This window comes from Colwellia sp. BRX9-1 (assembly GCF_014077195.1).
In the GTDB taxonomy this organism is placed as follows: Bacteria; Pseudomonadota; Gammaproteobacteria; order Enterobacterales; family Alteromonadaceae; genus Colwellia_A.
Map to the genome: position 1 here is coordinate 1 of NZ_JACGVM010000033.1, position 25,389 is coordinate 25,389.

A 25,389-nucleotide genomic window follows, 5' to 3' on the forward strand; every position below is an offset into this window, starting at 1 on the left:
GAAAGCAAAAAATGCTGAAGAAGTACCAGTAAAAATTGCAAAAACTGAAGAAGCTAAAAAAGTTCGTCTTGCTCTAGAAGCTGAAACAAAAGCTAAGCTTGAAGAAGAAGCTAAAGAAGCAACAGCCGCCGCTAAAAAATTAGCAGAAGAAAATGAAGCGCGCTGGAAAGAACAAGAAGCTGAGCGTAAAGCTAAAGAGAAAGAGGTTGTTCATTTAACTTCTTCTAAATATGCTCAAGAAGCTGAAGATAAAAGTGACTCTGCTGATGAAAGTGGCCGTCGTCGTAAGAAGAAAAAAGCACCTGCAGACCGTAATGCTCGTGGCCGCAACAATGGTCGCGGTAAAGGTAAAACTTTATCTTCACCTGACAGCTTAAAACATGGTTTTACTAAACCAGTAGAAACAAAAGTACAAGATATTCGCATTGGCGAAACTATTTCGGTTGCTGAACTTGCCAATAAAATGGCTAAGAAAGGCGCGGAAGTTGTTAAAGCTATGTTCAAACTAGGCGCAATGGCAACCATTAACCAAGTTATTGACCAAGAAACAGCCGCACTTGTTGCTGAAGATATGGGTTTTGAAGTTGTACTTGTTAAAGAAAATGCCTTGGAAGAAGCTGTACTTGCTGACCGTCATCATACGGGTATCGAGATTACTCGTGCACCTGTTGTTACTATTATGGGTCACGTTGATCACGGTAAAACATCATTACTTGATTACATTCGTAAAGCGAAAGTAGCAGACGGTGAAGCCGGTGGTATTACTCAGCATATTGGTGCTTATCACGTAGAAACTGGTCATGGTATGATCACTTTCTTAGATACTCCAGGTCATGCTGCCTTTACTTCTATGCGTTCTCGTGGTGCTAAAGCAACCGATATCGTTATCATTGTTGTTGCTGCAGATGACGGTGTTATGCCACAGACTGTTGAAGCAATTCAACATGCTAAAGCATCTGATGCACCTATTATCATTGCTGTAAACAAGATGGATAAAGAAGGTGTTGATATCGAACGTGTTAAGAGTGAATTATCTCAACACGGTGTTTTATCTGAAGAGTGGGGCGGTGAAGTTCAATTTTGTCATGTCTCAGCTAAAACAGGTTTAGGTATTGATGACTTACTTGATTCAATATTGCTACAGTCTGAAGTTTTAGAGCTAACTGCTGTTGTCGATAAAATGGCAAGTGGTGTAGTTATTGAATCTAAATTAGATAAAGGCCGCGGCCCAGTAGCAACTATCCTGGTTCAAGAAGGTACTTTAAAGCAAGGTGATATTGTTCTTTGTGGTTTAGAATATGGCCGTGTTCGTGCAATGCGCGATGAAAATGGCAAAGATATTCAATCAGCAGGTCCATCTATCCCAGTTGAAATTATTGGTTTAAGTGGTGTTCCACAATCTGGTGATGAAGCGACTGTTGTTAAAGATGAGAAGAAAGCACGTGAAGTTGCTTTATTCCGTCAAGGTAAATTCCGTGATGTGAAACTTGCTCGTCAACAAAAAGCTAAACTTGAAAATATGTTTGCAAGTATGGCTGAAGGCGAAATTTCTGAAGTAAACGTTGTAATTAAGTCGGATGTTCAAGGTTCACTTGAAGCTATTAGTGACTCATTACTTAAGTTATCTACTGATGAAGTTAAAGTTAGAATCATAGGTTCAGGTGTTGGTGCTATCACTGAAACTGATGCGACATTAGCGGCGGCTTCAAATGCCATCGTGGTTGGTTTTAATGTTCGTGCTGATGCATCTGCGCGTAAAGTGATTGAATCTGAAAACATTGATTTACGCTACTATAGTGTTATTTACGCATTAATTGATGAAGTTAAACAAGCCATGAGCGGCATGTTAGCGCCAGAGTTCAAGCAAGAAATCATTGGTCTTGCACAAGTTCGTGACGTGTTTAAGTCGCCTAAAATCGGCGCAATCGCTGGTTGTATGGTTACTGAAGGTATCATTAAACGTAGTGCTCCAATTCGCGTATTACGTGACTTGGTTGTTATATACGAAGGTGAACTTGAATCACTTCGTCGTTTCAAAGACGATGTTGCAGAAGTTCGTAACGGTACTGAATGTGGTATCGGTGTTAAGAACTACAATGATGTTCGCGTTGGTGACCAAATTGAAGTATTCGAAACAATAGAAATTAAGCGTACGCTATAACTTTAGATTATTGCTGATTGATTGACTGCTTTTGTTGGTTAATCGGCTTCAATGTAATGAGATAGCTCACTTACTGTTGTACAAATACTAAATGGGGGCTTTGCCTCCATTTTTGTTTATATATTAAAAGTTATCAGGTAAAAGTCCTCGATAATTTTATTAGGAGAATTTCCTATGGCAAGAGAATTTGCCCGTACCGACCGTGTCGGACAAGAAATACAAAAAGAAATCGCGACTATTTTGATGCGCGAAGTTAAAGATCCACGCTTAGTCATGACAACAGTTTCTGCTGTCGAGTTGACACGTGATTTAGCTTACGCAAAAATATTCGTGACTTTTTTTACCAATGAAGCCTCAGAAATAAAAAGCTCTATTGAAGTGTTAAATGAAGCTGCTGGTTTTATTCGTTCGTTATTAGCGAAGAAATTACGTGCTCGTATTATGCCGCATTTACGTTTTGTTTATGACAGCTCTATGGCTGAAGGTGTTCGAATGAGTTCATTGGTTGATGAAGCTGTCGCTAGCGATAAGCATATTGCTGAAAGCTCAGAGCGAGATGCTACCGCTTCTAAAGAAGCAACTGATCTCAACAACGAAGAAAATTCATAGGGTACAGCTAGATGGCTAAACGCAGAAAAGGTCGCCCAATTAATGGGGTGATCCTACTTGATAAACCCTATGACATGTCATCGAACAGTGCTTTACAAAAAGTTAAGCGTATCTTCTTTGCACAGAAAGCCGGGCATACTGGGGCATTAGATCCACTTGCTACCGGTATGTTGCCGATTTGTTTAGGTGAAGCAACTAAGTTTTCTCAATTTTTACTCGATACTGATAAAACCTATCAAGTAACAGCAAAATTGGGTGTGCGCACTACAACCAGTGACGCTGACGGCGAAGTTGTTGCGGAAAAGCTGGTTGATGTATCAAGTGAGCAATTAGCAATAGCACTTGAGTCTTTTCGAGGTACCACACAGCAAATTCCTTCCATGTACTCAGCGTTAAAATATAAAGGCCAGCCTTTATATAAATATGCGCGAGAAGGTGTTGAGGTCCCTCGTGAGTCCCGAGATATTACGGTTTTTCGTTTAGACTTATTACGCTTTGAAGGTGATGAAGTTGATTTACATATTCATGTATCTAAAGGCACCTATATTCGTACTATCATCGACGATTTAGGCGAACTGCTTGGTTGTGGCGCACATGTTGCTAATTTACGCAGAAGTGCCGTGGGAAATTATCCTACAGATAAAATGGTAACACTGGAACAATTACAAGCATTAGTGGCACAAGCAGAAGAGCAAGAGTTAGCGCCTTCTACTTTACTTGACCCTTTATTGTTACCGATGACGACGGCCTGTGATGGTATCCCTGAGGTTTTTATAGATGATATGTCTGCTAACTTTTTGCGCCACGGTAATCCAGTACAAGCAGCTAATGTTCCAGCTGAAGGTTTAGTGCAGGTTTTTGTTGGAGACAATATCAATGATGGAGAGTTTATTGGTGTTGGTCATATAGACGACAACGGTTTAATTGCACCAAAACGCATTGTTGTTTTAGACGAATTTTTGAAAACGCTGTAAAAAATTATTTAACATTTTAGGATCTTGGCTGGTTATCGCCTATATCAGTAAAATAAAACAGCGTTTGCTCATGGTTAAATGTTATATAGTCTAACGACAAGTTATTAATGGTGTGACACAAATATCAGTTGCAATTTCGTCTGTCGCTGATACAATGCGCGCTCTTTTGTCACCTTAGCTGAATTAGTGTTTGGCGAGGTGCGAATTTTAAGTACTTTCGAGTACATCACACTAAGGATTTATTATGTCTTTAAATGCTACAGAAAAAGCTGCAATCGTTGCAGAATATGCTCAAAAAGAAGGTGATACTGGTTCACCTGAAGTACAAGTTGCTTTGTTAACTACACAAATCAACCACCTACAAGGTCACTTCAAAGAGCACATCCATGATCATCACTCACGTCGTGGTTTATTGCGCATGGTTGCACAACGTCGTAAGTTACTTGATTACTTAAAAGGCAAAAACGTTGAGCGTTACACAACGGTAATCGCTAAATTAGGTCTACGTCGTTAAGATGTGACTTATTTGTTACCTTTTTTCTTAAAGGTAATATCAAAAAAAGGAGCTTTATAGCTCCTTTTTTTATTGCTAATTTACTGGGTAACTTGCCCAAACTTAGTCAAAGTACGCTTTTTTGTCTTTTCTTAATAACAATTCCCCTTTCTGGCTAGTAAATAGCGCGTTTGATAGTATAATGTGCCTGCAAATTTTTAGAAAATTTAAGCTTTTGCAAAACTAATCAATCCAAACTGTATAATTTTTTGTTCAACTTAAGCGGTTAAAATTTTGCTCTAAGTGAATAAATAATTGTACAGATTGGTTAATCAAGAAAATTTATATTTAGCTAAAAAGGAACATTTATGTTCAATACAGTGACAAAAACATTTGAATTCGGTCAACATACCGTTACTTTAGAAACTGGTGCTATCGCACGTCAAGCAACTTGTGCTGTTATGGCAAGCATGGACGATACGTGTGTATTAGTGTCTGTTGTTGGTAAGAAAGAAGCAAAACCAGGACAAGATTTTTTTCCATTAACAGTTAACTACCAAGAGCGTACATACGCAGCGGGTAAAATCCCAGGTGGTTTCTTTAAACGTGAAGGCCGTCCTTCTGAAGAAGAAACATTAATCTGTCGTTTAATTGACCGTCCAATTCGTCCACTTTTCCCAGATGGCTTTACTAACGAAGTTCAAGTTGTTATTACGGTTGTTTCTGCTAACCCAGAAATTGCCCCTGACATCATTTCTTTATTAGGTACGTCTGCAGCTTTAGCTATTTCAGGTATGCCATTTAGTGGTCCTGTTGGCGCAGCACGTGTTGGTTATACTGACGGCAAATACATTCTTAACCCATTACAATCTGAATTAGAAACGTCTAAGTTAAACTTAGTTGTTTCAGGTACTGATTCTGCAGTACTAATGGTTGAGTCTGAAGCTGATATTTTATCTGAAGAAGTTATGCTTGGCGCTGTTATGTATGGCCATGAGCAAATGCAAACGGCTATCACAGCAATTAAAGAAATGGCTGCTGAAGTTAACAATCCTAAGTGGGATTGGGTTGCACCAGTTAAGAATGCTGACCTTATTGCTAAAATTGCAGAATTGAGTGAAGCACAAGTTAACGAAGCTTACCAAATCACTGAAAAAGCTGTTCGATACGAAAAAATCAAAGAAATCCGCGATGGTGTTGTTGAAACATTATTAGCAAGCGATGCAGATCTTAATGTTCAAGAAGCAAAAGATTTATTCCATGACTTAGAGAAAACTGTTGTTCGTGGTCGTATCACTAAAGGCATGCCTCGCATCGACGGTCGTGATCCTGAAATGATCCGTGCCCTAGACGTTATGACAGGTGTATTACCGAGAACTCACGGTTCTGCGGTATTTACTCGTGGTGAAACACAAGCATTAGTTACGGCTACTTTAGGTACACAACGTGATGCACAGCGTCTTGATACTATTATGGGTGAGAAGACTGACGCATTTATGCTTCATTATAACTTTCCTCCATACTGTGTTGGTGAAACAGGTTTTGTTGGCTCTCCAAAGCGTCGTGAAATCGGCCATGGCCGTTTAGCAAAACGCGGTATGTTAGCGGTTATGCCTTCACTTGAAGAATTCCCATATGCTGTGCGTATTGTTTCTGAAATTACAGAATCAAATGGTTCATCTTCAATGGCTTCTGTTTGTGGTGCTTCATTAGCATTAATGGATGCTGGTGTACCAATTAAAGCTTCTGTTGCTGGTATTGCAATGGGCTTAGTTAAAGAAGGCGACGACTTTGTTGTTCTTTCAGACATTTTAGGTGATGAAGATCACTTAGGTGACATGGACTTTAAAGTAGCGGGTACTACTGGTGGTATTACTGCACTTCAAATGGACATTAAAATTGAAGGCATCACTAAAGAAATCATGCAACTTGCTTTAAACCAAGCAAAAGCTGCACGTACTCATATCTTATCTGTAATGGATGAAGCTATCTCTGGTCACCGTGATGATATTTCACAGTTTGCACCACGCATTCATACCATCAAAGTTAGCCAAGATAAAATTCGTGACATCATTGGTAAAGGTGGTGCTACTATCCGCATGCTTACAGAAGAAACAGGTACAACTATCGAGATTGATGACGATGGTACTGTTAAAATTGCTGCAACTAATGGTGAGCAAGCTGAAGATGCGATTAATCGTATTAAAGCATTAACGGCTGAAATTGAAGTAGGTACAATTTACCAAGGTAAAGTAGTACGTATCGTTGATTTTGGTGCTTTTGTTAACGTACTTCCGGGTAAAGATGGTTTAGTTCACATCTCTCAAATCTCTGACGAACGTGTTAATGCTGTAAGTGACGTATTAACTGAAGGCCAGGAAGTTACGGTTAAAGTACTTGAAGTCGACCGTCAAGGCCGTGTACGTTTAAGTATTAAAGAAGCTAATGAGAAAAAGGAAGCACCAGTAGCTGACGCTGCTGAATAGCTTACTTAAAAAGTTAGATAAAAAGGGAGCCTGATGGCTCCCTTTTTTATATACTAAAATGAGTCAATACAAAATTTCATTAGGTACATTATTTCTGTGAATAAATTCTTTAAAGTAGCGCTTGTCATCGTCATCTCATCTTTACAAGGTTGTGCAAGCAGCCCAGAAAATGACGATTCGCTCGCCATGAATCAACTTATCATTGTCGAACCATTAGCCATAAATTATAAAAGTGAAATAGCGATAGCGCGTCTAACTGATGTTATTCAAAGAGCTGAAATAACCGATGCCCAACGAGCTGAACTTTATTATGACCGCGGTGTTGTTTACGACAGTGTTGGTTTACGTTCATTAGCCCGTCTTGATTTCAATCGAGCTTTGCGTTTAAAGCCAAACTTTGTTGATGCCTATAATTTTTTAGGGATCCATTTCACCCAATTGCAAGAGTTCAACCAAGCTTACGAGGCTTTTGATTCGGCAATAGATTTAGCGCCTGAACATGAATATGCCTATTTAAATAGAGGAATTGCTTTATATTATGGGGGTCGTGCTGAACTATCTATTGATGATTTTAGTACTTTTCAGCAACGAAAAAGTAATGACCCTTACCGTATTTTATGGATGTATTTAGCCGAGTCAGCGGCAAATAACCTTAATGCGAAAACATCATTAAAGGTCGCGGCAGAGCAAGTTGAAGAGAGTGTTTGGGCTAAAAATATTATTCAACTTTATCTAGGTGAGATAACCGAGCAAGAATTTATCAGTCAATTATCAATAGGCGTAAATTCTAATAAGGCTTTAAGTGAACGTCTGTGCGAGGCATATTTCTACTTAGGTAAATACTATCAACTCAAAGACAATAATGAACTTGCAGCAAACTTTTTTAAATTAGCCTTAAGTACTAACGTCTATGAGTTTGTTGAACACAGATACGCCAAACTAGAGTTAGACTTAATGCGACAAGAAATTGTTAAAGCCGCTAAGTCGTCTTAATGTGTTGATGGATGTTATTTATACCTGCAAATGAAATATAAAGTCAGCTTAACCATCATCAGCTTATTGACTGTTATATCAATAAGCTCTTTTTTATCGGTAAACTCATTAATTAAAGCCGTAGAAAATGGTTACGCTAACCACTCACAATTAACCGTTATAGAAAAGCTTGGCTTAAACACTCTTTTGTATAAGCATTTAAATACTTATGTTGATAACGACCCAAGATGGCAAAATATTGCTAAATCACTGGCTAAAAGTGATGGAGAGGTGGCATTTAAATTAGCCCTATATTATAAAAATAAGCAAGGCGACAATAATAAAAATATCGAGCTATGGCTTGCACAAGCCATTCGATTAGGTCATCAGCAAGCAAGAATAGACTTAGCGAAAATTTATTTTTCCCATAACAAACTACTTGCGGCTAAAAAATTATTATTACCAATATCATCTAATGGATCTGCCCTAACGCTTTTACTTGAGATTTTAATTTCAATAGGAGAAAAACCAGAAATAGACCGATATATTAAGCAACTTGAGACGATAAACGCAGACAAACCATCTGAAGAACTTGAGTCTTTTTCGAAAAAGCTATTGCGTTACAATGTCTTAAATACTCCAAATATACCGTCACAAGCAAATTGTCTAGCGAGTATTGCGCCCTATGCAACGAATCTACGCGACTTAGCATATTTTGAAGAACTGATATCATCCTCGACGTTAGCAACATTACAACCTTACCTTTGTTTTTCATCGGTACAATACATCAGTAAAATAACACTCGTTTGTCACCAAAGTACTAATGAAGCGATTCGATGTGACGAATCTATCTGGCCAAATAATAAGCGAGTGTCAGTAGACAGGTTCATTGCGGTGCTTGTTGAAAAAGGCGGTGCTAACGTAAACGCGGGTATTTTATATATTGATCGTCATGATAATGCAGAAGTCTTTTACCATGAGCTGGCTCATCTACTTGGCTTTATTGATGAGTACGCGCTACCTAAAAATCATTCTCGTTGCTTGGCTGTGCAAAATGCGATGTTCTCCCATAATGTTGCAATTTTACCCCGTTTTTATCAAGGCTCTCGTGAGAAAGTCCGTGCAGTAATTCTCAGCGAATTACCTTGGGCTAAATATATTTCAAGGAAAACATCGTTAGTGACTCATACTGCGCAAGGTTGGAAATTAGGGACTGTTTCTAAAGAAGGTGATAGCGTGGGTGCTTTTATTGCTGAAAGCTGTAATGAAAAAGACTTTGTTGCAATAAAACCTTTAAAGCAAAGAACTAGGATGCGTTATTATCAAACAGGCTTTCCAGCTTTATACTTACAATTGCTAGCCGACAACCCCGAAAAGTTCTTAATGCCACACTATTTACATAATGTTAGTCTAGCAATAGAAGCAAAAAAATAACGCTTTCGCGCTATTTTTATCAGCCTGATTAGTTGAGAAGAGCTCTGCCTAACCTAAAGGAATAGGGCCAATAATTGGCTTACTCGCTTTAGTCGTCTCGTATTTATGGGTACTTTGAGACGTATTCATTTTCTTATTTGGCTTCTTAATAATCACAGTCGCGTTTTTAACTTTTGCTATCGGCCACATAGTATTGCGATTAAGTGCATTTATTCCTTCATCTGCGATGTCATTTGATACAGCTGTTGGTAAACCTTCTTGTGCAGGCTTTGGATGCTTATTTGCTTTAATGAACCATGAAAATAACTTCATACTTTTCACCCTTTATTTTCTTTACTGTTTAACTCTAGTTTAAAACAGATAAATTAACCTATTATTTTGGACTATTGTCTAAATAAACTAGTGAGACTCTTGATTGTTTAAATGATCAATTTTTATAGTATTATCAGGTATAATTATGTCAGTAATATTATCTTTGCATGTAATCTCTTATGAATAAATTCGATGTCAGCACATTTCGCCAGCATTTTCCTTTGCTCAGTAATACCGTCAACGACTTGCCCTTAGTTTATTTTGATAATGGCGCTACCACTCAAAAGCCTAATGTGGTTATCGATACCGAAGCTGAGGTGTATCAGCAATATAATGCTAATGTTCATCGCGCCTCACATGCTCTGAGTGCTAAAGCTACTTTGGCTTTTGAGCAAGCTAGAGCTAAGGTGCAACACTTTATTCAAGCCAAATACTTAGAAGAAATCATTTGGACTCCAGGTACAACGGGAGGAATTAATTTAATTGCTCAGAGTTGGGGGCAGAAAAACTTACAAGCGGGCGATGAAATATTATTAAGCCATGCTGAACACCACGCTAACATCGTGCCTTGGCAAATGATTGCCGAAAAAACTGGCGCTATTATTAAAGTTTTACCTTTAGATGCGAGCGGTCGTATCGATGAAAATAGCTTAGCAGGTTATTTTAATGAAAAAACTAAGGTGGTTAGTTTTACGCATATTTCTAACGTGATTGGTAAAGTGAATCCCGTTAAAAAAATCATCACCTTAGCTAAAAAATATAAAGCCATAACCGTTATTGACGGTGCTCAAGCTTGTGCCCACTTAGCACTAAATATGCAAACTCTAGACTGTGACTTCTACGTTTTTTCAGCACACAAAATGTTTGGACCCACGGGCGTTGGTGTTTTATACGGTCGACGTGACTTATTAACGGCTATGCCTCCTTATCAGGGGGGTGGGGAAATGATAAAAAAAGTTAGTTTTCAAGGAACATCATTTAATCAACTCCCCTTTAAATTTGAAGCTGGGACACCGAACTATGCTGGTGTTATTGCTTTCTCTGCCAGTATTAAATTCATTAATTCATTTGGAGTAGCTCAGTTAGCAAAATATGAAAGCTTACTGACATGCTACTGTTATGAAAAATTATCACAAATTAAAGCGGTTAAATTTGTTGTTGAGGACAAACCTGATATTAGCGTACTTTCATTCACCGTCTTTGGTGCACATAATTACGATATTGCTAGCGGCCTAGATGCATATGGTATTGCCATCAGAAGTGGACATCATTGTGCGATGCCTTTAATGGACTATTTAAAATTAAGTGGCTGTATTAGAGTTTCATTAGCGGCTTATAATACTTATGCAGAAATTGATTTTTTTATTGAGAAACTAAATTTACTGATCCAAGGCACGGATGACAATGTTGATAAAATTATTATTGAACCACATCACTTAGCACAGCCGGTCAATTCAACTAATCACTCAGCTATGATAGTAAGATTTAGTTTATTAAAAGGTTGGGATTCTCGTCATCGAGAAATAATGATGTTGGGTAAGTCATTAGTCAGAATGGATAAAAGCTTCCGTAACAACACTACCTTGATTGTAGGATGCGAAAGTCATGCCTGGTTAATGGCAACTAAAAATACTCAAGATGAGTTTATTTTTAGTTGCGACAGTGACGCTAAAGTTATTCGAGGTTTAATGGTAATTATATTAGCTGCTTTTCAGCAGCTTTCATCGGCACAGATATTAGCGTTTGACGACCAATCTTATTTTTCAAAGTTGGGTTTGTTACAGCACTTGAGCCCATCACGTAGTAATGGTGTTAAAGCCATCGTTGAAAAAATTAAAATGATGGCAAGGCAACATCAAAGCTGATGCTTAGCTAAATATTTCTTAATTGCACGGCTGGTAGCAAAGAAAGCAAATGTGGCTGTAACGTGAGTAACCGCGCCAAAACCTGAGCTGCAATCTAACCGTACCGTACCATTTTGAGTTTGCTTTGCGTGACAAACATTGCCATTTTCATCAGGATAAACCAGTTGTTCAGTAGAAAAAACGGCATCAATTGAAAACTTTCGCTTATTGCTTGTTTTTGCATCGGCTTTCGGGAAGTTAAATTCACGGCGCAGTTGATTTTTTACCTTAGCAAGCAATGGATCTTGATAAGTTTGGCTCAAGTCACAAAGTTGAATCTTACTTGGATCTGTTTGCCCTCCTGCGCCACCAATAGTAATTACCGGTATTTTATTACGTTTACAATGAGCAATAATAGCCGTTTTTATTTTCACTGAGTCAATAGCATCGATGACATAATCAAAATCGTTACTTAATAGTTCACGCAAATTATCAAAAGTGACAAAATCTTCAATGACATTCACCTGACAGCTTGGATTAATTTGCTTAATACGTTCAGCCATCACATCGACCTTACTTTCTCCAATCGTTTCAGTAAGTGCGTGAATTTGTCTATTGATATTGGTTGTGCAGATATCATCTAAATCAATTAATGTTATCGAACCAATCCCTGTTCTTGCTAAAGATTCAGCAGCCCAAGAACCAACACCACCGATGCCTATCACACAGAAGTGCGCTTTTTCTAATAAAGCAGCACCTGCAGCGCCGTAAAGACGCGCAATTCCACCAAATCTCATTTGATATTCAGACATACCGTAATCATTAACTCATAAAATTTTTAACATTATAAGGGTGAATTAACACTGAATACAGCAAATCCCGTAAGCAATTAACTTTTTTCTTTATCTCGCTATTTTTACCCTTAACAATGACGACTTTATCCGCTGGCTGCACCTTAATTTAAAGTGTTGAGGCAGCAGAATTGTAATGGTTTGGTTGATTTATTAATAAATCAATCAATGATTGTGAGAGTGTAAGGTGACAATTACAGTCGATTTAGCTGGGTATAGTGTTGGAAAAATAAATATGCAGTGGCAAGGTATTAATTATTTTACTTATAATTAATAAATCATCAGTATTTTAAACAATTATTGTAGTAATTTTTAGCTATTATCGGTATAGATTTGGCCCGGAATTAAGCTGAACTATCGGTCTGTGTTTTTTTAATTTACTGTTTATTAATACTATTTTTTATGTGTATAGCTAGTATTCTTTATTGTTATAATGATTATTTATTGGGCTGTTTTATGTTTTTATCAAGATAAAGCTGTTTTTATTGCAGTAAAGAGAAAATTATTACTAAGGCGAGGCAAAAGAAATTTCCTGATAATCAAAGAAAAAAGGGTTATTAATTGTTTTTATGATGCGACTAAAATTGAAGGAATAAAAAAGGTAGCGTGAGCTACCTTTCAAAGAGTGATTTATAAAATAAATAATTATCTTTTATTTAATGGGATAAATTCACGGTCAATTTCACCAATATAGTTTTGACGAGGACGACCAATTTTTTGACCCGCTTGACCTAACATTTCATCCCAGTGAGAAATCCAACCCACGGTACGAGACATAGCAAATACTACTGTGAACATGTTGGTAGGAATACCGATAGCTTTCAAGATGATACCTGAATAAAAATCTACATTCGGGTAAAGTTTTTTCTCAATAAAGTATGGGTCTTCAAGGGCCACTTTTTCAAGAGCCATTGCCACGTCTAAAAGAGGATCTTTTATGCCTAACTCTTTCAATACTTCATGACATGTTTCACGCATTACTGTTGCGCGTGGATCAAAGTTTTTGTAAACACGATGTCCGAAACCCATTAAGCGAAATGAATCACTCTTATCTTTAGCACGAGCAACAAATTCGTCAACACGCTCTAATGTACCAATTTGCTCAAGCATTTTTAAGCAGGCTTCGTTAGCGCCGCCATGTGCAGGGCCCCACAAAGATGCTACGCCTGCAGCGATACATGCATAAGGGTTAGCACCAGAAGATCCAGCTAAACGAACTGTTGAAGTTGAAGCGTTTTGCTCGTGATCTGCATGCAATGTAAATATTCTATCCATGGCACGGGCAACAGTAGGGCTAACAACATACTCTTCTGCTGGTACAGAGAACATCATATGTAAGAAGTTTTCTGCATAGCTTAATTCATTACGTGGATAAACGAATGGTTGGCCAATACTGTATTTGTAAGCCATTGCTGAAATAGTTGGCATTTTAGCAATTAAGCGATGCGCACTGCGCATACGTTGCACAGGATCTTCAATGTCTAAATCACTATGATAAAATGAAGACATAGCACCAACAACACCACAAAGCATTGCCATTGGGTGTGCGTCAGGCAAGAAACCTTGGAAAAAATGAGCCAGTTTCTCGTGAACCATAGTATGGTTGGTAATAATATCAACAAATTCATCATATTGAGTTGATGTTGGTGCATCACCATTTAACAAAATATAACAAACTTCTAGATAGTTAGCTTGTTTAGCTAAACTGTCAATTGGATAACCACGATGTTGTAAAATACCCTTACCACCATCGATATAAGTAATAGCTGATTCACATGAAGCGGTTGCTAAGAAACCCGGGTCATAAGTGAAATAACCATAATTACCCAAAGTTCTGATGTCTATTACGTCGTTACCGGCGCTACCTGAAAGTATTGGTAAATCTGCAACTACGTTACCATCAATACTGAGAGTGGCTTTAGATTCAGCCATATGTTTAATCCCCTATAAATTATTTAATTCGCTTGCTGAACTTACTTTTGAAAAGTTAGTCAGTTTTTATGAATATAAAACTGACCGTATTCTACTTCATTATACCCCCTTAAAGTCAAACCAATTGTTTCTACCTTAGACTAAAGTTAAAGAATTGCTAAAATAGGTTAAATAATAGTCTGATACCTTTGAAATAAAGGTGAAATTCTCGCGTAAGAAAATTGTAATTAAAAATGTTCAGCTATATAATCAAGCTGATCTAATTTTTGTATTTGTAGATTATTTCATTAATAGACAAATATTAACTAAGATCGCTAGGGGATTGCTCAATTGATTGTAAACTTGTTTACTTATTTCATTGAGCAATAAAAAAACAAGTTGAAGGCTCAAAGAACTCTTTAGGCGAAATTGTGAAAAAACAACGTCCTGTAAACCTAGATCTGACTACAATTAAAATGCACCCTTCGGCAAACGCCTCGATATTGCACCGTGTTTCTGGTGTCATTATGGTATTTGCTATTGGTATATTATTGTGGGCACTTTCGTTATCTCTATCTTCCGCTGAAGGATTTGCTCAAGTTCAAGCATGTCTGGATGGTTTCATATTTAAATTCATTATGTTTGGCATAATCTCTGCTCTAACGTTCCATATATTAATGGGTGTTCGTCACTTATTTATGGACTTAGGCCATTTTGAAGAATTAGCTTCAGGTAACACCAGTGCTAAATTTGCTATGGCACTTTGGTTTATACTTACCGTCGTAGTAGGAGTTTGGTTATGGTAAACAACATTGCTACTGTAGGCCGAAATGGCGTACATGATTTTATTCTTATAAGAGCAAGCGCTATTATTTTAACGTTATATACGTTATTGATCGCTGGCTTTTTTGTAGTTACTCCAGATGTAACTTATGACGATTGGCATAGCTTTTTTGGCTTGATGTCAGTAAAAATAGCAACATTACTTGCTGTTTTGTCAGTTGTTATTCATGCGTGGATTGGTATTTGGCAAGTATTGTCTGATTATATTAAACCAGCTTTTTTGCGTGGGTCATTACAATTTTTCTTTTCTGTTACTTTATTAGCTTACCTTGCGGCAGGCTTTTTAATTGTGTGGGGTGTATAAGTGGGCGTTCCAATTCGTGAATTTGACGCTATAGTTATTGGCGCCGGTGGTGCAGGTATGCGCGCTGCATTAGCTATTTCTGAATCAGGTAAATCTTGTGCCTTGATTTCTAAAGTTTTTCCTACTCGTTCTCATACAGTATCTGCTCAAGGTGGTATCACTGTTGCGCTAGGTAATGCGCATGAAGATCATTGGGAACAACATATGTACGATACCGTTAAGGGTTCTGATTATATCGGAGATCAAGACGCAATCGAATACATGTGTAAAACAGGTCCTGAATCTATTATTGAGTTAGAGAAAATGGGTCTACCCTTTTCTCGTACTGAAGAAGGTAAGATTTATCAACGTCCTTTCGGTGGCCAATCTAAAAACTTTGGTGGCGAACAAGCTGCACGTACAGCAGCCGCAGCCGATCGTACTGGCCATGCTTTATTACATTGCTTGTACCAACAAAACGTTAAAAATAAAACTAATGTCTACTCTGAATGGTATGCACTAGATTTAGTTAAAAATAGTGACGGTGCTATTGTTGGCACAACCGCTATTTGTATCGAAACAGGCGAGATTGTTTACTTCAAAGCCCGTGCTACGGTATTAGCTACCGGTGGTGCTGGTCGTATCTATGCATCAACAACTAATGCTCACATCAATACTGGTGACGGCGTTGGTATGGCAGTTCGTGCTGGCATACAGATGCAAGACATGGAAATGTGGCAGTTTCATCCAACAGGAATCGCCGGTGCAGGTACGCTTGTTACTGAAGGTTGTCGTGGAGAAGGTGGTTACCTGCTTAACAAAGATGGCGAGCGTTTCATGGAACGTTATGCACCAAATGCTAAAGATTTAGCAGGTCGTGACGTAGTTGCTCGTTCTATGATGACAGAGATCCGTGAAGGTCGTGGTTTTGACGGTCCTATGGGTCCGCATCTTAAACTTAAACTTGATCATTTAGGCCGTGAAACGCTTGAAAAACGTTTACCAGGTGTTTGTGATTTATCGAAAACATTTGCTCACGTAGATCCAGCAGTAGAACCTATTCCAGTTATACCAACTTGTCATTATCAGATGGGTGGTGTTCCTTGTAACGTGAATGGCCAAGCGATTAACTTTAACCCAGAAACGGGTAAAGAAACTATCGTTGAAGGGTTATTTGCCGTTGGTGAAATTGCTTGTGTATCTGTTCATGGTGCAAACCGTTTAGGTGGTAATTCTCTTCTTGATTTAGTGGTCTTTGGTCGTGCAGCAGGTAATTTCTTAGGCACTTACCTAAATGATACGCAAAGCGGAAAAGATGCCTCTGAGTCTGACTTAGAAGCTTCATTAGCACGTACTAATCGTTGGGAGTCATCTGTAAAAGGTGGAGAAAGTCCAACTAAAATACGTAAAGACTTGCAAAAATGTATGCAATTTAACTTCTCGGTATTCCGTGAAGGTGAGGCTATGGCCGAAGGCATGCAAGAGTTGACTGAAATCCGTGAACGTCTTCAACATGCAAGCCTCGATGATAAGTCTACAGAATTTAACACGCAACGTATTGAGTGTTTAGAATTAGACAACTTGATGGAAACGGCTTTTTGTACAGCTAAAGCAGCTAACTTCCGTACTGAATCTCGTGGTGCACATGCCCGTCAAGATTTCACTGAACGTGATGATGAGAACTGGTTATGCCACTCTATCTACACGCCAGAAACAGAAGAGATGACAAAACGTTCTGTAAATATGAAACCTATTCATCGTGAAGCTTTCCCACCGAAAGCTCGTGTATATTAAGGAGCATTGCAATGAAACAAATTTTTTCGATTTATCGTTACAACCCTGATGTTGATAATGCACCTTACATGAAAGATTATGAGCTGGATATTCCAGAAGGCTCAGATATGATGGTACTTGATGCACTTATTTTATTAAAAGAGCAAGATACGACTATCTCTTTCCGTCGTTCATGTCGTGAGGGAGTATGTGGCTCTGACGGTATGAATATTAACGGTAAAAATGGTTTAGCTTGTATTACACCATTATCGGCTGTTCCAGCAAAGAAAATAGTGTTACGCCCTTTACCTGGTTTACCGGTAGTACGTGATTTAGTTATTGATATGACACAGTTCTATAATCAATATGAAAAAATCAAGCCGTTCTTAATTAATGATGGTAAAAACCCTCCTGCACGTGAGCATCTTCAATCGATTGAAGAGCGCGAAAAGCTTGATGGTTTATATGAGTGTATTTTATGTGCTTGTTGTTCAACTTCTTGTCCGTCTTTCTGGTGGAACCCAGATAAGTTTATTGGACCAGCAGGTTTGTTGCATGCTTATCGCTTCTTAATTGATAGCCGTGATACTGCAACCGAAGAACGTTTAGATGGTTTGCAAGATGCCTACAGCGTATTCCGTTGTCATGGTATTATGAACTGTGTTGATGTTTGTCCAAAAGGATTAAACCCAACGAAAGCTATCGGCCATATTAAGTCGATGTTGATTTCACGCGCAGTATAAAATTAAATAGCAGAGTGTTAGATGAAGTTATCTAGCACTTTGGTGTTTTAAAACAGGAATAGTCATCATTAGCAGATGACAATTAGCCATTAGTCTAGTTGACTTGCTAACGATAATTGTTTATTTTTTTATTGCTTTTATCCCATAAAGGAACAGGCAATGCCCGAAGGTACAATGAAGGCTTGGTTAGAGTCTTCTCATTTAAGTGGCGCTAACGCTACTTACATTGAAGAATTATACGAATCTTATTTGGATAACTCCCAATCTGTTTCTGCAGAATGGCGAACGTTATTCCAACAACTTCCAAAAATTGAAGGTGCTGACTTAGAATTCAGGCACTCTGAAATCCGCAATGAATTTAAAGAATTAGCTAAGCAATCCCATAAAACTGTTGTTGTTTCTGGTAGTAGTGATGCCAAACAAGTTAAAGTTTTACAGCTAATTAATGCTTTTCGTTTTCGTGGACATCAAAATGCCAACCTTGACCCATTAGGTTTGTGGAAGCGAGATAAGGTACGCGATTTACAACTGTCGCATCATGAACTTTCAGAAAACGACTTTGATACAGAGTTCAACGTCGGCTCATTTGCTACTTCTCAAGATGCGATGAAGTTAGGTGACTTATACAATGCCCTTAAAACTACTTACTGTGGTTCTATCGGTGCTGAATATATGCACATTACTGACACCGATGAAAAACGTTGGATCCAACAACGTTTAGAGTCTGTTCAGTCGCAAGCAAAATTTTCTGTCGACCAAAAAGAAGAAATTCTTAAAGGTCTTATCGCTGCCGATGGTATTTGTAAATACCTTGGAGCTAAGTTTCCAGGCGCTAAACGTTTCTCCCTTGAAGGTGGTGATGCGTTAATACCTATGCTAAAAGAGCTTATTACTCGTGCTGGTACGCAAGGCACTAAAGAAGTTGTTATTGGTATGGCTCACCGTGGCCGCTTAAATGTCTTAGTTAACGTGATGGGTAAAAATCCGTCAAAGTTATTTGACGAGTTTGGCGGTAAGCACGATGAAATTTTATCTTCAGGTGATGTTAAATATCACCAAGGTTATTCATCAGATTTTGTAACGCCTGGTGGCAATGTTCATTTAGCTTTGGCCTTTAATCCATCGCATCTAGAAATTGTTAACCCTGTTGTTATTGGCTCAGTCCGTGCGCGTCAAGACAGACGTGGTGATAAAGTCGGTGATACAGTTCTTCCGGTTACGATTCATGGTGACGCTGCTATTGCCGGTCAGGGTGTGGTTCAAGAAACTTTTAATATGTCACAAGCTCGTGCATTTAAAGTTGGCGGAACGATACGTATCGTTGTCAATAATCAGGTTGGTTTTACAACGTCTAATCCTGCAGATACGCGCAGTGGTGAATATTGTACTGAAATAGCAAAAATGGTTTCAGCACCGATTCTTCATGTTAATGGCGATGACCCAGAAGCTGTTATCTTGGCAACACAAATTGCCCTTGATTATCGCAACGAATTTAAGCGCGATGTCGTTATCGACCTTGTTTGCTATCGTCGTCATGGTCACAATGAAGCTGATGAGCCTAGTGCAACGCAGCCATTGATGTACAAAAAAATTAAGAAACACCCAACACCTCGTCAACTCTATGCACAGCAACTTGATACTGAGGGTTCAATCAATTTAGATAAGTCGAATGAATTAACCTCTTATTATCGTAAATTGCTAGACGAAGGTCAGTGTACGGTTGAACAATGGCGACCTATGACAGAACATTCTGTCGATTGGACTCCATACCTTGGCCATGAGTGGGACGATGATTACGATAAAGAAATTTCTGTTGAAAAGCTGAAAGAACTTGCCGGTAAATTGTCAACATATCCTGAGTCTCATCCTGTACAAGGTCGTGTTAAGAAGATATACGATGATCGCGTTAAAATGGCATCGGGTGAAAAATTACTTGATTGGGGTATGGCAGAAAATTTAGCTTATGCCTCGGTTGTTGATTTAGGTAAACGTGTTCGTATTACTGGGCAAGACTCTGGTCGCGGTACTTTTTTCCATCGTCATGCTGTTTTACATAACCAAGATGATGCTAGCAAATACTTACCTTTGCAAAATATTCGCGAAGGACAAGGTCCATTCGATATTCATGACTCAGTGTTGTCAGAAGTATCAGTGGTTGCCTTTGAATATGGCTATACCACAGCAGAGCCTGCAGGGCTTACTATTTGGGAAGCGCAATTTGGTGATTTTGCTAACTGTGCACAAGTAGTCTTTGACCAATTTATTAGTTCAGGTGAGCAAAAGTGGGGCCGTTTATGTGGTTTAACTATGTTGTTACCTCATGGCTATGAAGGTCAAGGTCCTGAGCATTCATCTGCACGATTAGAGCGCTTCTTACAACTTTGTGCCGATCATAATATGCAAGTTTGTGTGCCATCAACACCTGCGCAAGTATTTAATATGCTGCGTCGACAAGTTGTTCGTCCTATGCGTCGTCCATTGGTTGTTATGTCGCCTAAGTCATTATTAAGACATCCTTTAGCGGTCTCTTCATTAGAAGAGCTATCGACGGGTGTGTTCCATAATGTCATTGGTGAAGTTGACGATATCGATCGGAAAAAAGTGACACGTGTCGTTTTTTGTAGTGGTAAAGTTTACTATGAATTACTTGATCAGCGTCGCAAGAGTGAGCAAGAAAATGTTGTTATCATTCGAATCGAGCAGCTATATCCATTTCCAGAAGAAGAGCTTCAAGCAGAGTTGGCCAAATACCAGCATGTTAAGCAATTCGTTTGGTGTCAGGAAGAACCGCAAAACCAAGGTGCATGGTATTGTTCACAGCATCACTTTAGAGCGGCAATACCTGAAGGTACTTATTTGACATATGCTGGTCGTAAGGCCTCTGCAGCACCAGCTGTAGGTTATATGTCTGTCCATGTAAAAGAACAACAAGCGCTAGTCAATGACGCGCTATCTGTTGAAGACTAGTGAGTAAGGAATAAAATAAATGACAACCGAAATTAAGGTTCCCGTTTTACCTGAATCTGTTGCTGATGCAACCGTAGCTACTTGGCATGTTCAAGTAGGTGATAAAGTTTCACGTGACCAAGTATTAGTAGATATTGAAACTGACAAAGTTGTACTTGAAGTACAAGCTGTCGTTGATGGAGTGATCACTGAGATTTCTCAAGCCGAAGGCGCAACAGTATTAGGCGAGCAAGTAATTGCAATCCTCACTGAAGGCGATGCATCAGCTGATGTTTCAGCTCCTGCAGCGGCAAAACCTGCAGCAGCGGCAAAATCAGCTCCTGCGGCGGCAACAGCAGTGAAAGTTATCGACATCATCGTACCGGTTTTACCTGAGTCTGTTGCTGATGCAACAGTTGCTACTTGGCATGTTGCTGAGGGTGATACAGTTTCTGTTGACCAAAACTTGGTTGATATCGAAACGGATAAAGTTGTTCTAGAAGTTGTTGCTCAAGACAATGGTGTGATTGGTAAGATAATCCACGTCGAAGGTGACACGGTATTAGGTTCACAAGTTATTGGCCAACTTAATGCGGGCGCAACAGCAAGTGCTCCTGCAGCTACTTCAGAAGATGCGATTAGCTCTGATGAATTAGCTAGCCCTTCTGTTCGTCGTTTAATGACAGAAAAAGGCTTAACAGCTGCTAATGTTAGAGGTACAGGTAAAGGTGGACGTATTTCTAAAGAAGATGTTGAAGCAGCGGCTAATAAACCTGCAGCTCCAGCTCCAGCGGCAAAAACTGCTGCTGCGACGCCTGTTGCACAAGATTTAGGCGAACGTACACAAAAACGTGTACCTATGACACGTTTACGCAAGACAATTGCCAAACGTTTATTAGAAGCTAAAAACTCAACGGCAATGCTAACAACGTTTAACGAAGTTAACATGAAGCCAATTATGGATCTTCGTAAGCAATATAAAGATCTTTTTGAGAAGACGCATGATACGCGTTTAGGCTTTATGTCATTTTATGTTAAAGCGGTTACTGAAGCATTGAAACGCTTTCCAGCGGTTAATGCATCAATCGATGGTGACGATATTGTTTATCATAACTTTTTTGACATCTCAATTGCTGTTTCTACGCCGCGTGGCTTAGTAACACCAGTATTACGTGATGCAGATCAATTAGGTATGGCAGCGATTGAAAATGGTATTCGTGACTTAGCAATAAAAGGTCGCGACGGAAAGCTTTCAATTGAAGATATGACCGGCGGTAATTTCACGATTACTAACGGTGGTGTTTTTGGTTCACTACTTTCAACACCTATTTTAAACTTACCGCAAGCGGCTATTTTAGGTATGCATAAGATCCAAGACAGACCTATGGCTGTTGATGGAAAAGTTGAAATACTTCCTATGATGTACTTAGCACTTTCTTATGATCATCGTTTAATTGATGGTAAAGAATCTGTTGGCTTTTTAGTGGCAATTAAAGACTTGTTAGAAGATCCAACACGTCTACTTCTTGATATATAATCGAGAAGTTTAAATCTTTTGATTTAGACTATAGTATTAGCTCTGGGGACTTTGTTCCTTAGAGCTTTTATACTATAATCGATCAACTTTTTTCGATGATAGCGAATTTTATTTATATTTATGATTAAAATTAAGATTTTACTCATATTTATAACTAAGAACAGCTGTCATTATCATTCACAGATAAATGGAAATACACCATGAATTTGCATGAGTATCAAGCGAAACAATTATTCGCTGAATATGGTTTACCAGTTTCTGAAGGTTTCGCTTGCGATACACCTCAGGAAGCGGCAGAAGCGGCTGATAAAATCGGCGGCACTATGTGGGTTGTTAAAACTCAAGTTCACGCGGGCGGTCGCGGTAAAGCTGGCGGCGTTAAGCTAGTTAAATCTAAGCAAGAAATCAAAGATTTTGCTCAAAACTGGTTAGGTAAGAACTTAGTTACTTACCAAACTGACGCTAACGGTCAGCCAGTTGCTAAAATTTTAGTAGAAAGCTGTACAGATATTGCTAACGAATTATACCTTGGTGCTGTTGTTGACCGCGCTAGTCGTAGAGTAGTATTCATGGCCTCTACTGAAGGCGGTGTTGATATTGAGAAGATTGCTGAAGAAACGCCTGAGTTAATTCACCAAGCTGAAATCGATCCACTTGTTGGTGCTCAACCGTACCAAGCTCGTGAATTAGGTTTTAAGTTAGGTTTAAACCCGACGCAAATGAAGCAATTTGTTAAGATCTTTTTAGGTCTTGCAAAAATGTTTGAAGATTTCGATTTCGCTTTATTAGAAATCAACCCGTTAGTTATTACTGACGAAGGTAATCTTCACTGTTTAGACGGCAAAATTGGTATCGATGGTAATGCTTTATACCGTCAACCTAAAATGCGCGCGTTCCATGATCCATCTCAAGAAGATGAACGTGAAGCTCATGCTGCACGTTTTGAATTAAACTACGTAGCCCTAGACGGTAACGTTGGTTGTATGGTTAACGGTGCAGGCCTAGCAATGGGTACTATGGATATCGTTAATTTACACGGCGGCAAGCCAGCTAACTTCCTAGATGTTGGCGGCGGAGCAACGAAAGAACGTGTTTCTGAAGCATTCAAAATCATTCTTTCTGACGACAACGTTAAAGCTGTTTTAGTTAATATCTTTGGTGGCATCGTACGTTGTGACATGATTGCTGAAGGTATTATCGCTGCAGTTAAAGATGTAGGCGTTAAAGTACCTGTAGTTGTACGTTTAGAAGGTACAAATGCTGAAGAAGGTCGTGAAGTTCTTAAAAAATCTGGCTTAGATATCATTGCTGCTGAGTCATTAACTGATGCAGCGACTAAAGTTGTAGCAGCTGCGGAGGGCAAATAATGTCTATCTTAATTAATAAAGATACTAAAGTAATCTGTCAAGGTTTTACCGGTGGTCAAGGTACATTCCATTCAGAACAAGCACTTGAATACGGTACACAAATGGTCGGTGGCGTAAGCCCAGGTAAAGGCGGTCAAACGCATTTAGGCCTACCAGTATTTAACACAGTACGTGAAGCTGTAGAAGCAACTGGCGCAACAGCAACAGTTATTTACGTTCCAGCTCCTTTCTGTAAAGATGCAATTTTAGAAGCAATTGATGCAGGCATCGAGCTTATCGTTACTATCACTGAAGGTATTCCTACTTTAGATATGGTTGACGTTAAAGCTAAGCTTGATCAATCTGGCGTTCGTATGATCGGTCCTAACTGCCCAGGTGTTATTACTCCTGGCGAAACTAAGATTGGTATCATGCCTGGTCACATCCACAAGCCTGGTAAAGTAGGTATTGTTTCACGTTCTGGTACGTTAACGTACGAAGCCGTTAAGCAAACAACTGATGCAGGTTTTGGCCAATCTACTTGTGTAGGTATTGGTGGTGACCCGATCCCAGGAACTAACTTCATCGACGTATTGGAAATGTTCCAAAATGATCCACAAACTGAAGCAATTGTAATGATTGGTGAAATTGGCGGAACTGCTGAAGAAGAAGCGGCTGAATATATCAAAGCACACGTTACTAAACCTGTTGTATCTTACATTGCTGGTGTTACTGCACCAGAAGGTAAGCGTATGGGTCACGCTGGCGCGATTATCGCCGGTGGTAAAGGTACTGCTGATGAGAAATTTGCAGCATTAGAAGCGGCTGGTGTTAAAACTGTTCGTTCTTTAGCTGATATCGGCGTAGCACTTAAAGAGAAAACAGGTTGGTAAGCTAGCGCTGCTAATTTGTAATTCTTAATAAAAACCCGCATTCTCGCATAGAGATTGCGGGTTTTTTATTAATACGTGCTGTGCTTAATATTCAGATAATTCAATGCAACTGAATATTTTTCCTGAATGTAGGGAACAACATTAAACCATTCAACATCAAGCGACAGTAATCTAATATTACTTTCATATAAACAGATATCAGTTAAACCTTACCATATTATTTTTCTATACTTATTTTTCTCTTTTTGAAAATACTTAATGCATTGTTCATTGTAGGCTTAATAAACTTTCGTGCTTGAATATGCATTTGATATATAGCGTAAATGCACTCATCCATCACTAAGTGTAAATCAATTTTTTCTCCAAAAATATCTAGTAGTTTATTTCAGTCTCCATTCTCGTCATGCTGAATTTATTTCAGTATCTGGGCTTTGAGTTGTTAAGGTCGAGATCCTGAAACAAGTTCAGGATGACGGAGGTTGGGTTCATACTTAATTTATTTCAGTATCTGGGCTTTGAGTTGTTAAGGACGAGATCCTGAAACAAGTTCAGGATGACGGAAGTTGGGTTCAGGATGATGGCGTTTGAGTGCATGCTGAATTTATTCCAGTATCCATTATCGTCATGCTGAATTTATTTCAGTATCCATTATCGTCATGCTGAATTTATTTCAGTATCTGGGCTTTGAGTTGTTAAGGTCGAGATCCTGAAACAAGTTCAGGATGACGGAGGTTGGGTTCAGGATGATGGCGTTTGAGTGCATGCTGAATTTATTCAAGTATTCACTCTCGTCATGCTGAATTTATTTCAGTATCTGGGCTTTGAGTTGTTAAGGTCGAGATCCTGAAACAAGTTCCAATGCTGATCGTTTTAGATGAAATATAGTACTTGAACGATCTTTTGAGTGTGTCATATTTATTTCTTTTTACAGGAAATAAAGCATGTTAAGTGATGAGTTAGCGTATTTTTTTGACGAGT

The 25,389-nt window shown here is 38.8% G+C and carries 19 protein-coding genes; 16 read left to right on the forward strand and 3 right to left on the reverse strand.

Going from position 1 to position 25,389, the window contains the following annotated elements:
* From infB to H4J76_RS18850, 7 genes are all read left to right on the forward strand, one after another.
* The coding region (gene infB, locus H4J76_RS18820; protein ID WP_182231095.1) for a translation initiation factor IF-2 at positions 1-2,161 on the forward strand (2,161 nt) is incomplete at its 5' end.
* 174 nt (positions 2,162-2,335) lie between these two features.
* Positions 2,336-2,770 carry a 30S ribosome-binding factor RbfA gene (gene rbfA / locus H4J76_RS18825; RefSeq protein WP_182215444.1) on the forward strand — a complete coding sequence of 145 codons (435 nt, stop codon included), beginning with the start codon at positions 2,336-2,338 and terminating at the stop codon, positions 2,768-2,770.
* A gap of 11 nt (positions 2,771-2,781) precedes the next feature.
* Positions 2,782-3,744, forward strand: coding sequence for a tRNA pseudouridine(55) synthase TruB (gene truB / locus H4J76_RS18830; protein WP_182215442.1), 963 nt, complete (start codon positions 2,782-2,784; stop codon positions 3,742-3,744).
* 244 nt (positions 3,745-3,988) lie between these two features.
* Positions 3,989-4,258: a 30S ribosomal protein S15 gene (gene rpsO, locus H4J76_RS18835; RefSeq protein ID WP_070376186.1), complete on the forward strand. Its 270-nt coding sequence runs from the start codon at positions 3,989-3,991 to the stop codon at positions 4,256-4,258.
* 347 nt (positions 4,259-4,605) lie between these two features.
* Positions 4,606-6,723, forward strand: a complete 2,118-nt coding sequence (pnp, locus tag H4J76_RS18840; protein WP_182215440.1) for a polyribonucleotide nucleotidyltransferase — start codon at positions 4,606-4,608, stop codon at positions 6,721-6,723.
* 96 nt (positions 6,724-6,819) lie between these two features.
* Complete coding sequence (nlpI, locus tag H4J76_RS18845; protein WP_182231096.1) at positions 6,820-7,716, forward strand: lipoprotein NlpI; 897 nt, start codon at positions 6,820-6,822, stop codon at positions 7,714-7,716.
* Between the two features lie 30 nt (positions 7,717-7,746).
* Positions 7,747-9,129 (forward strand): hypothetical protein, encoded by a 1,383-nt coding sequence (locus H4J76_RS18850; protein WP_182231097.1) that lies wholly within the window; start codon positions 7,747-7,749, stop codon positions 9,127-9,129.
* Between the two features lie 48 nt (positions 9,130-9,177).
* Here the strand turns inward: H4J76_RS18850 and H4J76_RS18855 are convergent, their stop codons facing one another.
* Entirely contained in the window at positions 9,178-9,441 is a 264-nt protein-coding gene (locus tag H4J76_RS18855; RefSeq protein WP_182231098.1) for a hypothetical protein, read from the reverse strand.
* Between the two features lie 179 nt (positions 9,442-9,620).
* Between H4J76_RS18855 and H4J76_RS18860 the strand changes: the two genes are divergently transcribed.
* Positions 9,621-11,306: a SufS family cysteine desulfurase gene (locus tag H4J76_RS18860; protein ID WP_182231099.1), complete on the forward strand. Its 1,686-nt coding sequence runs from the start codon at positions 9,621-9,623 to the stop codon at positions 11,304-11,306.
* On the opposite strand, the gene tcdA is transcribed toward H4J76_RS18860, so the two are convergent.
* Together tcdA and H4J76_RS18870 are read right to left on the reverse strand one after the other, a co-directional pair.
* Positions 11,297-12,097 (reverse strand): tRNA cyclic N6-threonylcarbamoyladenosine(37) synthase TcdA, encoded by an 801-nt coding sequence (gene tcdA / locus H4J76_RS18865; protein ID WP_182215431.1) that lies wholly within the window; start codon positions 12,095-12,097, stop codon positions 11,297-11,299. The genes H4J76_RS18860 and tcdA overlap by 10 nt on opposite strands.
* A 684-nt stretch (positions 12,098-12,781) precedes the next feature.
* Entirely contained in the window at positions 12,782-14,068 is a 1,287-nt protein-coding gene (locus H4J76_RS18870) for a citrate synthase (protein WP_182215429.1), read from the reverse strand.
* Between the two features lie 410 nt (positions 14,069-14,478).
* Between H4J76_RS18870 and sdhC the strand changes: the two genes are divergently transcribed.
* The 8 genes from sdhC to sucD all read left to right on the forward strand — a co-directional run bounded on the left by sdhC (position 14,479) and on the right by sucD (position 24,411).
* Positions 14,479-14,853 (forward strand): succinate dehydrogenase, cytochrome b556 subunit, encoded by a 375-nt coding sequence (sdhC, locus tag H4J76_RS18875; RefSeq protein WP_070376194.1) that lies wholly within the window; start codon positions 14,479-14,481, stop codon positions 14,851-14,853.
* On the forward strand, positions 14,847-15,194 hold the full coding sequence (gene sdhD, locus H4J76_RS18880; protein WP_182215427.1) for a succinate dehydrogenase, hydrophobic membrane anchor protein: 348 nt from the start codon (positions 14,847-14,849) through the stop codon (positions 15,192-15,194). The genes sdhC and sdhD overlap by 7 nt, the downstream gene beginning before the upstream one ends.
* Complete coding sequence (sdhA, locus tag H4J76_RS18885) at positions 15,195-16,967, forward strand: succinate dehydrogenase flavoprotein subunit (RefSeq protein ID WP_070376196.1); 1,773 nt, start codon at positions 15,195-15,197, stop codon at positions 16,965-16,967.
* 11 nt (positions 16,968-16,978) lie between these two features.
* Positions 16,979-17,689, forward strand: coding sequence for a succinate dehydrogenase iron-sulfur subunit (locus tag H4J76_RS18890; RefSeq protein ID WP_070376197.1), 711 nt, complete (start codon positions 16,979-16,981; stop codon positions 17,687-17,689).
* Between the two features lie 159 nt (positions 17,690-17,848).
* The gene (locus tag H4J76_RS18895; protein WP_182215425.1) at positions 17,849-20,656 is read left to right on the forward strand and encodes a 2-oxoglutarate dehydrogenase E1 component; all 2,808 of its coding nucleotides are present in this window, start codon (positions 17,849-17,851) and stop codon (positions 20,654-20,656) included.
* A 19-nt stretch (positions 20,657-20,675) separates the two neighbouring features.
* Positions 20,676-22,172 (forward strand): 2-oxoglutarate dehydrogenase complex dihydrolipoyllysine-residue succinyltransferase, encoded by a 1,497-nt coding sequence (gene odhB / locus H4J76_RS18900; protein ID WP_182215423.1) that lies wholly within the window; start codon positions 20,676-20,678, stop codon positions 22,170-22,172.
* Positions 22,173-22,372: 200 nt separating this feature from the next.
* Entirely contained in the window at positions 22,373-23,539 is a 1,167-nt protein-coding gene (gene sucC / locus H4J76_RS18905) for an ADP-forming succinate--CoA ligase subunit beta (protein WP_070376200.1), read from the forward strand.
* On the forward strand, positions 23,539-24,411 hold the full coding sequence (sucD, locus tag H4J76_RS18910; RefSeq protein ID WP_070376201.1) for a succinate--CoA ligase subunit alpha: 873 nt from the start codon (positions 23,539-23,541) through the stop codon (positions 24,409-24,411). Before sucC ends, sucD begins: the two co-directional genes overlap by 1 nt.
* Positions 24,412-25,389 lie beyond the last annotated feature (978 nt).